Annotated in this window: 2 protein-coding genes (1 of these 2 running past the window's edge); both read left to right on the forward strand. The window is 46.1% G+C overall.

What is annotated here, in order from left to right; genetic code table 11:
- Window positions 1–2,461: the 3' portion of a polyketide synthase PksL gene (pksL, locus tag NX903_RS08595; RefSeq protein WP_144499908.1), read on the forward strand. 11,174 nt of this gene lie to the left of the window's left edge; 2,461 of the gene's 13,635 nt are visible here — the last part of the coding sequence; its start codon lies off the left edge, out of view; it ends in the stop codon at window positions 2,459–2,461.
- Between the two features lie 15 nt (window positions 2,462–2,476).
- Window positions 2,477–15,277: a polyketide synthase PksM gene (gene pksM / locus NX903_RS08600; RefSeq protein ID WP_144486632.1), complete on the forward strand. Its 12,801-nt coding sequence runs from the start codon at window positions 2,477–2,479 to the stop codon at window positions 15,275–15,277.
- Window positions 15,278–15,334: the final 57 nt, after the last annotated feature.

Below are 15,334 nucleotides of genomic sequence, written 5' to 3' on the forward strand. Positions count from 1 at the left end.
CCGTGAAGAGCTTCCGCCGCGTGACCAGTGGAATTCGGTAAAAATTTCCTCGCTTGCCGAGAAAATAAAAGCCGTTCAAGAGCTAGAAGACATGGGTGCGCAAGTTCAGGTGCTGTCTCTGGATCTCACAGACAGGGTTGCTGTCGAACAGAGCCTGAAGACAATACACGAAACAATGGGGGCGATTGGCGGAGTCATCCATTGTGCCGGGATGGTGAACAAACAAAACCCGGCTTTTATCAGAAAATCACGAGAAGAGATCGGACAGGTGCTTGAACCGAAAGTCGAAGGTCTGCAAACGTTGTTTGACCTGCTTCAGGATGAACCATTGGCGTTTTTCACCTTGTTTTCATCAGTATCAGCGGCCATCCCTGCACTAGCAGCAGGACAAGCTGATTACGCGATGGCAAATGCTTTTATGGATTATTTTGCGGAGGCTCATCAAGATAAATGTCCCATTGTAAGCATTCAGTGGCCTAACTGGAAGGAGACCGGTTTAGGCGAGGTTCGAAGCAAAGCTTTAGAACAAACTGGATTGATCAGTTTGACAAACGACGAGGGATTACAGCTGCTTGACCAGATTCTATCAGACAGACAGTATGCTGTCGTGCTGCCGGCAGTACCAGATACAAACGTTTGGAAGCCGGATAAGCTGATGCAGCCGTCACTGCCTGTCGAAGCTCTCTCGCATCCTGAGACGAAAGAGCAAACCGGCACTCGCAACCTGTTCCCTGAAACAGTCGACTGGCTCGTAACTCTTTTTTCAGATGAACTGAAAATAGCTGCAGAAGACTTTGAAACGGATGAACCTTTCCAAGAATACGGAATCGACTCGATTATATTGGCCCAGCTGGTACAGCAGATGAACCAACAATTAAATGGAGATATTGATCCGTCAATTTTGTTTGAATACCCGACAATAGAATCCTTTGCACACTGGCTCATTTCGAAATATGACATATCAGCTGTTTTACAGCCATCTGTTTCTGAGAAACAGACACCTGTCAAGCCGCAATCAGCAATGAAACAGAAGCCGGTGCCAGAACAGCGGCCGCAACAGATAAGCCATGAAAAAACGGCACTTCTTGCTGAGGACATCGCTATCATCGGTCTTAGTTGCAGGTTCCCGGGAGCGGAAACCCTAGAGGAATACTGGGAACTAATACGTGATGGACGGTCTGCGATTGCGCCTGTTCCGCCTGAACGATTCGGGAACTCCAGCTCGAATTACGCGGGCCTCATTGATGAAATGAACCGATTTGATCATGATTTCTTCATGATGTCCGAAAGCGATGTCAGAGCGATGGACCCTCAAGCTTTGGCTGTATTGGAGGAAAGCTTGAAGCTGTGGTATCACGCGGGTTATACAGAGAAAGAAGTGAAAGGCATGAGGGCTGGTGTTTATATAGGAGGCCGCAGCCAGCACAAGCCTGATCCGGCCAGTCTTTCAAAAGCAAAAAATCCGATAGTCGCTGGCGGACAAAACTATTTAGCAGCTAACATCTCACAATTTTTTGACTTGAAGGGACCGAGTATTGTCCTGGATACCGCTTGTTCCTCTGCACTGGTGGGGCTGAATATGGCCATTCAGGCTCTGCGAAGCGGAGATATTGAGGCAGCGGTTGTAGGCGGCGTCAGTTTGCTTGATGCTGATGCGCATCGAATGTTTCATGAGCGCGGACTTTTATGTGACAAGCCGTCATTCCATATTTTTGATAAGCGGGCAGACGGTGTCATTTTAGGAGAAGGCGTGGGCATGGTTCTCGTCAAAACCGTCAGCCAAGCGCTTGAAGACGGAGATTCCATATATGCAGTCATTAAGGCTGCTGCGATTAATAATGATGGAAGAACGGCTGGCCCATCATCTCCGAATCTCGAGGCACAAAAGGACGTCATGCTGTCAGCGCTTGAAAAAAGCGGCAAAAAGACTGAAGAGATCAGCTATCTCGAAGCGAACGGCTCGGGGTCGGCAGTAACAGATTTACTTGAATTAAAGGCAATCCAGTCCATTTACCGTTCTGAATCAAAGGCTCCGTTAGGGCTGGGATCGGTGAAACCTAACATCGGCCATCCATTATGTGCAGAGGGGATTGCGAGCCTGATTAAAGTAGCTCTAATGCTGAAGCATAGACAATTGGTTCCGTTCCTGTCAGGTAATGAAAATATGCCGTATTTTGATATAGAAAAAACAGATTTGTATTTCAGCAGATCGCAAGCCGAGTGGAAGGAGACAACGCCGGCTGCGGCTATTAATTGTTTTGCAGATGGCGGAACGAACGCCCATCTCATTATAGAAGCCTGGAATGAATCGGTTGCTCGTCCAATTAGAAGAAAACCTCTGCCTTTGCCGGAATTAAATAGGCAGCCCGTTTTAATCAAACCATCAGCTCAAAACGTGCAGGAAAAAGTGCATTCAGACACAGGGGCTTCTAAAGATATGTTTTGGAAAACTTTCAAATAAGAGAGGAGTGGGAAAATGATAACTGAACAACTGCACATTTCATTAAATAATCCAATCATGTCCAACCACAAGGTATATGGACAAGCGTTATTACCCGGCCTTGCTTATATAGATTTAATCTACCAAGTATTCCAGGAACATGGTTATGCATACCAAGAGCTTGAATTAAAAAACCTGACCATTTTTTACCCTTTGATCGCAGATGAGTCATATGACATTGCCCTGACCATTCACGTGTCTGAAAGAAAGGAAGGGACATGGTCCATCATCATCGACGGACAAAAACAGCATGGAGAATCACTATCTGACAAGAGACAATATGTGACTGCTGACATGCATCGTAAAGAGCAAACCGCTTTTGCCGAATCAATAGACCTTAATCAGTGGAAAAGTACAGCTGACAGGATTCTGAATTTAGATGAAATCTATGAACAATGCCGATCTCAAGAGTTAGTGCATACCGGCATGATGAAGGCGGAAGGACAGATTTATGAAGCCAAAGAGGGGGCTTTAATTGATTTAGCAGTTGGACAGGAAGCGTTGCGTCATTCTGATGCTTTTCTGTTTCATCCGACGCTTATTGACGGCAGCGGCATAGGTTCAAGCTGCCTGATCTCAGATCAAACGATGTACCTGCCATTGTATTATGAATCGTTTTCTGCTTCAGAACGATTGCAAAAAGGATGTACAGCACGGATCCTCTCCTCATCTGTGCACCAAAAGAAAGAACTCACTTATATGACGATTGAATATTTTAATTCAGCAGGACAAAAAGTGGCCGAGCTGAAACAATTTGCAGGCAAATCTGTACGGAATGGGTCAGCCTTTCATTCCGCAAAAGAAATTCAAGAAGAAAGAGCTGCTGTCTCTCAGAACATCAGTCAGGACTATCCCGCATTTGAAATGTATTTGCGTCAGTTGCTTGCTAAGCAGCTTGAAAGGCCGGCAGAACAAATGGATATCCACGCTGGGTACTATGAGCTTGGTCTGGATTCTCCGTCATTGCTTACCGTGGTTCAGGAAATTGGAGATAAGGTTGGAGCGGATCTTGCTCCGACACTGCTGTTTGAATTTACAACAATTGCAGAACTAGCTGCTCATCTTGCTGCTCACTATTCAATTGGAGAGGCGGACGATGCTGTCCGCCAATCTCCTTCACCAATGAAGGATTCTCCTGATGGTGTTACCTCTTCACCAGAGATCGGGGAGGACATTGCCATTATCGGAATGGCGGGACGCTATCCTAAGGCAAAAACAATACAGGAATTTTGGGAACATCTTAAAGCGGGTACCGACTGCATCACAGAGATTCCAAACTCACGCTGGGAGTGGAAAGAAAACAATGGACTGGATTCACCTGCAGGCAAGCCACTCTCGAAATGGGGCGGGTTTATCGAGGAGGCTGATTGCTTTGATCCTCAATTTTTCAGAATCTCTCCGCGTGAAGCGGAAATGATGGACCCTCAGGAACGGTTATTTTTAGAGACATGCTGGGAAGCTATTGAAGATGCGGGTTATACACCAGAGAAAATTGCTTCACCGCAGGGAGAAAATAAAAGACAGCATGTCGGTGTGTTTGCCGGCGTAATGCATAAGGACTATTCCCTTATAGGGGCTGAAGCTCTATCAGAACACAATCCATTTCCTTTATCGCTGAATTATGCGCAAATCGCCAACAGGGTCTCTTACTATTGTAATTTCCACGGCCCAAGCATGGCGGTGGACACGGTCTGCTCTTCCTCATTAACTGCGGTTCATCTGGCAATAGAGAGCATCCGGAATGGAGAATGCGAGGCCGCGCTTGCCGGAGGCGTCAATTTGTCATTGCATCCGGCTAAATATATCAGCTATGGCAGTGTAGGAATGCACTCAAGTGACGGCTATTGCCATACTTTCGGCAAAGACGGAGATGGCTACGTATCTGGAGAAGGTGTCGGGACAGTATTGCTAAAACCGCTGCGAAAAGCTGAACAGGACGGTGACCGAATCTATGCTGTCATCAAAGGAAGTGCGATAAATCATGTAGGAAAAGTAAGCGGAATTACAGTACCGAGCCCGGTAGCTCAAGCTGATGTTATCGAAGCGTGTCTAGAAAAAACAGGAATTGATCCGCGCACCATCAGCTATGTTGAAGCCCATGGCACTGGCACCTCATTGGGAGATCCGATTGAAATACAGGGGTTAGTAAAAGCTTTCAGCCGCAATACGCAGGACAAGCAATTCTGTTCAATCGGTTCTGTTAAATCGAATATTGGCCATGCTGAAGCTGCAGCCGGCATTAGCGGCTTAACGAAGACTGTCCTGCAGCTGCATCATAAAACCTTGGTGCCGTCATTACATTCAGAAGAGCTGAATCCTTATTTGAAGCTTGATCAAACCCCATTTTTTGTCCAGCATGAAACAAAGGAATGGGAGCAGCCATCTTTTACAGAAAACGGGGTGGACGTCACATATCCCCGCCGTGCTGGTTTAAGTTCGTTTGGCGCTTCAGGATCAAATGCGCATCTTATTTTGGAAGAATATATTCCGGCCGAGAGCCATTCTGAAACGATTTTAACGAAAAATGAAGAAATAGTGATACCTTTGTCTGCGAGAAACAAAGATCGTCTGCAGGCTTACGCTCTTAAACTTCTTGATTTTCTTAGCGAGGACGTCAATCTTTTAGCGTTAGCTTATACTATGCAGGCAGGACGGGTTGAAATGGAGGAGCGTGCGGCCTTCATTGTAAAAGACATAAAAGATTTAACGGCTAAACTTCGGGCGTTTGCCAATGGAGAAGAAGAGATCGAGGGCTGCTGGACCGGACGAGCCAAGGAGAATCAGGAGGCGGCTGGGCTAGCATCGGTAAATGCGCTGAATAACAATTTGATAACAGACAGTGAAATGATGGAAATGGCGAAAGCATGGGTTCAAGGAAAGCGGGTCACCTGGGACGACCTATACGGCGATCGCAAGCCGCTTAAGATCAGTGTTCCGACCTATCCGTTTGCAAGGGAGCGCTACTGGATCCCGGTTCCTGAAATGAAAACCAGCACTGTGAATCATATCTTACATCCGCTGGTGCACCGCAATACATCAGACTTTACTGAGCAGCGCTTTAGCTCTGTATTTACAGGTGCGGAATTTTTCCTTTCTGATCATGTTGTACAGGGACAGAAGATTTTGCCGGGCGTTGCCTATTTAGAGATGGCAAGGGAAGCAGCGGAAAAAGCTGCAGGCGATCTGGACGGCGAACAAAGAGTGGTGTCGCTTAAAGACATTGTGTGGGTGCGTCCTATCACGATAGAAAGTGAACCAAAAGAAATACATATTGGCCTTTTTCCTGAGGATAACGGGGACATTTCCTTTGACATTTATAGCAGCTCTGAACATAAAGAAGAAGCCCTGACGATACACTGCCAAGGCCGCGCTGTCATTTCAGATGAAGCGGACACTTCCATTTTAAACCTTTCATCAATACAGACAGAATGCAGTTTGGACACAGTGACGTCAGAACAATGCTATGCAGCGTTTCGAAAGATTGGGCTTGACTATGGAGAGGGCTATCAAGGGATTGAAAAAGTCTATGTCGGCAAAGATCAATTGCTTGCAAAAATCTCGTTACCCGCTTTTCTAAAAAACGACAAGCAGCATTTTACGCTCCACCCGAGTTTGATGGATTCCGCGTTCCATGCCACAGTCGGTTTTATCGTTAACTCAGTCAATGCCGCTGGACAAGCTCAGACGCTGTCTCTTCCATTTGCGTTGCAGGAGGTTGATATTTTCAGCCCATGTCCAGAGAATATATGGTCTTATATTCGATATAGTTCAGACAGTAAAGCGGAGGACAAAGTCAGAAAGTATGATATTGATTTATGTGATGAGAACGGACACGTTTGTGTGCGAATGAAGGGTGCCTCGATGCGGGCACTTGATGGAGAGCAGCACTCAATGCCGCAACTATCAACTGATTCTCAGATGACCGGGCATACGATGATGATCCCTGTCTGGGAACCGGTTTCTTCAGATACGGAGGATAATGCTTCGTTTGCTGGTACACGAGCTGTTTTATGCGGTGCTGCTGAAGCTGATCGGGCATTCATAAAGCATCATTATCCGCAAGTTTCCTTTATCGATATCCGGCCTGCAGATGACATTGAGGGAATAGCGGTCAAACTGCAAGCGTACGGAAGCATTGACCATGTATTGTGGATTGCCCCGTCACATCGGGGAAGTATAGATAGTGATGGACAAGGAGAAGCTGTTCTTCACTTATTTAAGCTTGTGAAAGCTTGCCTGCAATTAGGCTATGGCGAGAAACAACTTGAATGGTCTCTTGTGACCGTCCAAGCGCAGCCGGTTACGCAACATGAGGCAGTACAACCCGCCCATGCAAGCATTCATGGGCTTGCCGGCACAATGGCAAAGGAATATCCACACTGGAAAATCCGTCTTCTCGATCTTGAAAAAGGCTGCACATGGCCGGTAAATCACATGTTTGCGCTCCCAGCTGACCGCCTTGGCCATGCTTGGGCCTATCGTAATCAGCAATGGCATCAGCAGCAATTGATCCCATATCGGCACTCACTGTCAGGCGACACGCTATATCGGAAAGGCGGAGTCTATGTGGTCATCGGAGGAGCCGGGTATATCGGAGAGGCGTGGAGTGAGTACATGATCCGCCGCTACCAGGCGCAAATCGTTTGGATTGGGCGAAGTCAACTTAATGCTGCCATCCAGTCAAAAATAGACCGACTTTCGGCGCTTGGCCCTGAGCCTTTCTACATTGCAGCCGATGCAGCCGATAAGCATTCATTGCAGCAGGCTTATGAACAAGTGAAAATGCGCCATCCTCATATTCACGGGATTGTTCACTCTGCGATGGTTTTATTTGAGCAAAGCCTGGAAAAAATGAAGCCGGAAGAATTCACCGCTGGACTGGCGGCGAAGATCGATGTCAGTATTCGGATGGCCCAAGTGTTCCGCCAGGAGAATGTAGATTTTGTTTTATTCTTCTCTTCGCTTGTAGCCCATATCAAAAATGTGAAGCAAAGCCATTATGCCTCTGGCTGTACATTTGCAGATGCTTTTGCTCACCAGCTTTCTCAGAGCTGGGCATGCCCTGTAAAAGTCATGAACTGGGGGTATTGGGGGAATAGTGAAGCGGCTGAGGATGAACATTATGTACAGCTCATGAATCAAATCGGCTTAGGTTTAATTGAGCCTGCGGAGGCTATGAAGGCGCTGGAAGCACTGCTTTCTGGGCCAGTCAGCCAAACAGCTTTCATTCATACGACAAAGCCTGTAGCAGTCGAAGGCGTGAATCAGAATGAATTCATCACTCTTTATCCAGAGCAACCTTCAGCAGATGCAGAGAGCCTGATGGAGCGTCTGCCGACTACGGGACGATTTCAAAGAGTGACACATGAAGAGCTTGATGATCTTCTTTACAGGCTGTTGTTAGGACAGCTGCAAACAGCCGGGCTGTTTGATGGTTATACATTATCGGTTGAACGTCTTCAACAATATAAGACTCGTGAATTTTATGGAAAATGGATTCGGCAAAGCAGCGAATTTCTCTTGCAGCATGGCTATCTTAAGAAAGTTGGAGATTCATTGGTGAGGAAGGACCAAGCAGAGGATATCGAGCTGCTTTGGCTAGAATGGAACGCGAAAAAAGAAAAGTGGCTTAAAGACAGCGAGACAAAGGCGATCGTTGTATTAGCAGAGGCCATGCTGAAAGCATTACCGGATATTTTGACAGGGAAAGTCCCTGCAACAGATATCATGTTCCCGCATTCCTCGATGGAACTTGTGGAAGGCATTTATAAGCATAACCAAGTGGCAGACTATTTTAATAAAGTGCTTGCCGATACATTAATAGCTTATCTGGATGAACGTCTGAAGCACGACCCTGAGGCATCGATTCGCATTATGGAAATAGGCGCAGGCACAGGCGGCACGAGTGCCGGAATCTTTGAAAAACTGAAACCATATCAAAAGCACATCAATGAATATTGCTATACAGATCTGTCTAAAGCATTTTTGCTGCATGCAGAAAAGGAATATGGGGCGGAAAATCCGTACCTGACATATCAGCTTTTTGATGTGGAAAAACCGATTGATCAGCAGGAATTTGAAGCGGGAGGCTATGATGTCGTCATTGCCGCTAATGTCCTTCACGCAACAAAAAATATCCGTCAAACACTGCGGCATACAAAAGCGGTAATGAAAAACAACGGAATGCTGCTGCTGAATGAAATGGCGGGAAACAGCCTGTTCCCTCACATCACCTTTGGTCTTTTGGAAGGCTGGTGGCTGTATGAAGATCCTGCAGTGCGGATTCCCGGCTGTCCAGGCTTACATCCTGACAGCTGGAAAGCGGCACTTGAAAGCGAAGGCTTTGAATCTGTCTTTTTCCCGGCTGAGGCGGCACATGATCTGAGTCACCAAATCGTCGCAGCCTCAAGCAACGGGCTGGTTCGCCGTATGATGAAAAATGTGATCTTGCCGGAGAAGGTTGTTTCACAAGCGTCTAATCAGGAGCCATCCTACATTCATACCATAGATTCAGAGGAAGCTGGACAATCAAAACATGCTCTCCTAAGAGAAAAAAGCACAGAATATATGAAAAAACTAATCGGGGAAACGTTGAAAATTCCTGCAAGCAAAATTGAGTCAGCTGAACCGCTTGAAAAGTACGGGATTGATTCTATCGTCGTTGTCCAGCTGACAAATACATTACGTAAAGAATTTGACCATGTAAGCAGCACTTTATTTTTCGAGTACCAGACCATTGACGCATTAGTTGATCATTTCATCAAAACAAAAACAGAAGCGCTGATGAAATTAACAGGTCTTGACCGTCAAGTTCAACAACAGACACCGGCCGAAAGCAGAACCCAATCCTCACAGAAACCTGATCAGGCCGCTAAAAGAACACGGCGCTATCGCAAGCTTGGCTTCAGCGGGGAGAAAGAAACACCGACAAACACTCTTGCAAGTCGTGACGTTGCCATTATCGGCATTTCTGGACGCTATCCTCAGGCGGAAACAGCAGAAGACTTTTGGAACAACCTAAAAGAAGGAAGAAATTGTATTGAGGAAATTCCGAAAGATCGCTGGGATTGGAAAGCTTATTACGATAAAGAAAAAGGAAAAGAAGGATCAATTTATACGAAATGGGGCGGATTTATCAAGGATATGGACAAGTTTGACCCATTATTCTTTCAGATTTCTCCGCTTGAGGCAGAAAGAATGGACCCTCAGGAGCGATTATTTCTGCAAACCGCTTATGCAAGTATTGAAGATGCGGGATACACGCCTGACTCGCTCTGTTCAAGCAGAAAAATCGGCGTCTTTGCCGGAGTCATGAACAAAAATTATCCGACCGGCTACGGCTATTGGTCTATCGCCAACAGAATATCCTATTTACTGAATTTCCAAGGCCCGAGTCTTGCAGTCGATACAGCCTGCTCATCCTCCCTGACAGCGATTCATTTAGCGCTGGAAAGCATCTATAGCGGATCGAGTGATTGTGCCATTGCCGGCGGTGTCAATTTAGTTGTCGACCCGGTTCACTATCAGAATTTATCTGTCATGAATATGCTCTCTGCTAGTGATACATGTAAATCATTCGGCGATGATGCAGATGGATTTGTCGACGGTGAAGGCGTAGGCGCCATTGTGTTAAAGCCGCTGCAGCAAGCAATAGCGGACGGTGACCATATTTACGGTGTGATAAAGGCAAGTGCCATTAATAGCGGAGGAAAAACAAATGGATACACGGTTCCAAATCCTCATGCACAGGCACAGGTGATTAAAGAAGCAATGGAGCGCGCCGACATTCCTGCCCGAACCATCAGTTATTTAGAGGCGCATGGAACAGGCACTGCATTAGGAGATCCGATTGAGATAGCGGGGTTAACAAAAGCATTCGAGAAAGATACGCAGGAGAAACAGTTTTGTGCGATCGGCTCCAGCAAATCAAATATCGGTCATTGTGAAAGTGCAGCCGGAATTGCAGGGCTGACAAAAATACTTTTTCAGTTTAAATATGGCCAAATTGCGCCATCATTGCATGCTCAGCGGTTGAATCCGAACATCGAGTTCAGCCATACTCCATTTGTCGTTCAGCAGCAACTTGGTGAATGGAAACGCCCGGTGATTGGCGGGCAAGAGGTGCCTAGGCGCGCTGGCTTGAGCAGTTTTGGCGCCGGAGGGTCCAATGCCCATATCATCCTGGAAGAATATATTCCAAGAACGGGGGCGCAAACGCCGAAAGAACATCCTCCAGCGCTGATTGTGCTGTCGGCCAAAAACATGGAACGCTTGCAAGAAAAAGCGGAACAGCTGCTTACAGCCATCAAACAAAAAAGGTACCGCGAAACAGACCTGATCAGGATTGCCTATACCTTGCAAACAGGCCGTGAAGCAATGGAGGAACGGCTGGCCTTTATAGCGGAATCACTAGAGGATCTTGAGAGAAAGCTGAACGATTTTATCGAAAACAAAGCAGACAGCCTGTATCTGGATCGCATCGATGATAACAAAAAAGCGTTAGCAGTTTTATCAGCGGATGAGGATACGGAAAAAATCATAGAAGCATGGATGAGAAAGGGGAAATACACGAAACTGCTGGATCTTTGGGTGAAAGGCTTGTCTTTCGACTGGGGCATGCTGTACGGCACCCAAACGCCTGTCCGGATCAGTCTTCCGGCATATCCATTTGCAAAAGAACGTTACTGGGCACCAGGCGCGGCAAAGGCTCCGGCGTCTATAGAACAGGATCATGATCAGCAAACAGAAGAACCTTTCAAGATTATGACTTTTCAAGAAGTGTGGAAAGAAGAGCCGGCGACTCTCACATCGAAACGTATCAAAACGCTCATCTGTTTTCTGACTGAAAGAGAAAAGCAAAACGCATTTGCTTCAGTCCTGAAAAACGTTGATCAAGACACCAAGGTCATTTTTATATCACAGGGCGAAGTGTACAGCAAACAGTCTGAATATAGTTACCAGATTGTGCGGCAAGAACCCGTTACTTTTGAAAAGGCCTTCCAGAGCATTAAAGAAGAACTTGGAGAGCCAGATGCAATCCTCTATATGTGGCCTATGGAAGACAAGCGCTGTATAAAGGACCATTCCTGTATTGTTTACCTATTACAAGGTATGTCCGCAGCAAAGCTTCATCCTTCACGACTGCTGCTGGCAGGATGTTTTGAAGATAGTCTTGACCGAAGTTATCTGGAATCATGGATTGGCTTCGAACGTTCACTCGGGCTTGTCCTTCCGCACACAAAAGTAACTGGAATCTTTCAGCCCGCGGAACAAGGATCGATGGATGATTGGACACGTAATATATGGGCAGAATTACAGGCTTCAGCTGAACAAACGGTTTTGTATCAGAATCTGAAACGATATGTAAATCATATTGAACAGACAACGATACAACCGGACAACAGCAAATTGAAGTCTGGCGGTACTTACCTGATTACAGGCGGTGTAGGAGGGCTTGGTTATTTATTTGCCAAGCATTTGGCCAAAAACTATGCCGCAAACCTGATTTTGACAGGGAGGTCGCCTTTTAATGATGAGAAGCAAAAGCAAATAAAAGAATTAAAGGATCTAGGCGGCGAAGCGATGTATGCAGAAGCAGATGTGTCTGATCCTATCGCAATGGGAGACTGCGTAAAAAGAGGGAAAGACCGATTCGGTGCCATCAACGGTGTTATTCATGCAGCCGGGATCGAGAGCGACTCTGCTATTTTTGACAAAAAGATCGAAAGCTTCCAGCGCATCATTGAACCGAAAATCAACGGCACGATAGCGCTTGATGAATGGCTTAAAAATGAAGACCTTGATTTTATGTGTTATTTTTCTTCTTCTTCTGCGGTTTTAGGGGATTTTGGATGTTGTGATTATGCGATTGGCAACAGGTTTCAGATGGCTTACGCACAATACAGAAATGAGCTGCATAACGGTAAAACGTTTGTCATCAACTGGCCTGTATGGAAGGATGGCGGAATGAAGATCGGTGATGAAGGAACAACTGGTATGTACCTGAAATCAAGCGGCCAACGCTTCCTAGAAGCCGAGGAAGGCATCCGTATGTTTGAGCACATCCTAGCTCAGCAGGATGCTCAGCATCTCGTGATAGCCGGTCAGCCCAGCCGTGTCAGCAGATTTTTAGGAATGACTGAACCAGCTATTCCAGAACCGGCCACTCAAGCCCCTCTAGCACAAGAAAACAAGGATAAGGTAAAAACACTAAGCATTGAAAAGCGTTTAGAACACGACTTGAAAGAGCATATTCACACATTGCTTAAGATTTCAAAGGACAAGCTGAATTTGAACAAAAATTGGGCCGACTTCGGATTTGATTCGATCTATTTGGCTAAATTCTCGAATGTGTTATCAAAGCATTTCAACATCGAAGTGACACCGGCTTTATTTTTCGGCTATTCGACTTTACAAGAATTGATCGGCTTTTTCTTAACCGATCATAAAGAGCTGATTGAAGCATTTTACCGGGATGATGCATCAGAGGCGCAAAAGCCCCCTGAAGCTTATGCAGCAATTCCTGTAGCTTTAGAACCGGAAACCAGTAAACAAAGCATTCGGCAGGTTCACGATGAGCCTATTGCCATTATCGGCATGAGCGGCAGGTTCCCTCAAGCTGATTCGGTCCATGAGCTGTGGGATAATCTGAAAAACGGTAAATCGTGTATCTCTGACATTCCGGGCGAACGCCGGGACTGGGGGAGAGCTAACAGAGATCCAGAAAAAGCAGTGCCAAGGTGGGGTGCATTTTTGAAGGACATAGACCGGTTTGATCCGCTGTTTTTTCAAATATCGCCTAAAGAAGCCGAAAGCATGGATCCGCGCCAGCGCATTTTTCTAGAGGAAGCATGGCACACGTTTGAAGACGCCGGCTATATGGGAGATCGGATAAAAGGAAAATCCTGCGGTGTTTATGTAGGTGTGGAAGAAGGGGAATATGCGCACCTAACCGGAGATTCGGATTACATTAACGGAACACAAAACGCCACATTGTCTGCGAGAATCGCATACGCATTGGATTTAAAAGGGCCTAATATGGCTTTGACAGCAGCATGTTCATCTGGACTTGTGGCGATTCACCAGGCATGTTCAGCTCTGCGTCAGGGGGATTGTGAAATGGCTTTAGCGGGCGGCGTCAGCTTGAATATTTCTCACATGTCTTTTGAGGCGCTGACAAGGGCCGAAATGCTGTCTCCGAACGGACAATGCAAAGTGTTTGACCAGGATGCCAATGGTCTTGTGCCAGGTGAAGCGGTGGCTGCTGTTCTCTTGAAACCATTATCAAAGGCAATTGAAGATAAAGATCATATTTATGGCTGCATCAAGGCCAGCGGCGTGAATTACGATGGCAAAACCAACGGCATTACTGCGCCAAATCCTTTTAGCCAGGCAGAATTGATCGAAAATATTTATGAAAAAAATGAAATCAATCCGCTCGATATTCAATATGTGATGGCGCACAGTACCGGCTCGAATCTTGGTGATCCGCTTGAGGTCCAAGCGTTAACGAGCGTGTTCGGCAAATATACGAAGCAGAAGCAATTCTGTATGATCAGCTCAATTAAACCTTTAATCGGACACACATTTGCAGCGTCAGGAACGGTTGCTTTAATCAGTATGCTGATGGCTATGAAAAACCAGATCATTCCGGCCACTCATCACTGTGAATCGGAAAACCAGTATATTCCGTTTAAAGAAAGCCCATTTGTGCTTTGCAAAGAAAACCGTTCGTGGATCAGAAAAAATCAGAAGCCGAGGATGGGAACGATCAGCACGACTGGAATCAGCGGCACCAATGCACATGCAGTCATTGAAGAATACATTCCGGAAGATCAGCCGCCCACACAGCGGCATCAAGGGTCACCGCAGGTCATCGTGCTTTCAGCCCAAAATGACGATCGGCTTCAGGATGCTGCCTGCCGCATGATTGCGTATCTGGAGCAGAATCATAACCTTTCTTTACCTGATGTGGCATATACGCTTCAGGTTGGGAGAAAAGCCATGGAAGCAAGGCTAGCGATCGTTGCAAACAATCAGGAGCAATTAGTGCGAAAATTGAAGGAATATGTGGAAGCAATGAAGAATGGTGGGATATCGGGCCAACAGAGATCCCTTTATACAGGATATACAGAAGGGATATTAGAAGAACAAGATGAAGCAGTTCTGCAGGCTCTCGCAAAAGAAAGAAATTTGGAAAACATCGCGGAATGCTGGGTGAAAGGATATCAGATTCCTTGGGAACTCCTTCATGATGGCGATCACGTTCGAATGGTTTCTTTACCTGGTTATCCATTTGCAAGGGAGCGGTATTGGGTTTCGTCAGGCACCCAGCAATCAGTGGCCGTTAAACAGCATTCACAAGATATGAAAACAGAGATTGACGAGCCGAATGGCAAAACCCATATTCAAAAGATCATTGTTCAATTTTTAGCACGAGAATTGGGCATATCTGAGGATCGAATCAATTTCAAAAGAAACTTTTTGGATTATGGGATGGATTCAATTCTTGGCCGAAAATTGATGCGGCATATCGAAAAAACCACGCAGCTGAAGATGGCCGGTCGGGAAATCCTTGAATGTCAGACAGTCCAAGCTCTATCTGACCATTTGGCCTTAAAAGCGGAAAAACAAAATCATAGCGCAGCAGCACATCACATAAAGGACACGTATACAGACGAGCAAATCATCGGATTAATGCAAGAGGTGGCGATAGGGAAATTGGATTTTAAGAGTGTGCAAAACATCATAGAAGGGAGTAAATCGTATGAATCATAAAGAAATTCTCGATGCCTTCAGATCAGGAGAATTAACCATTTCTGAGGTGGAAGAACA

Source organism: Bacillus sp. FSL R5-0576 (genome assembly GCF_038004765.1).
Classification (GTDB): Bacteria; Bacillota; Bacilli; order Bacillales; family Bacillaceae; genus Bacillus; species Bacillus subtilis.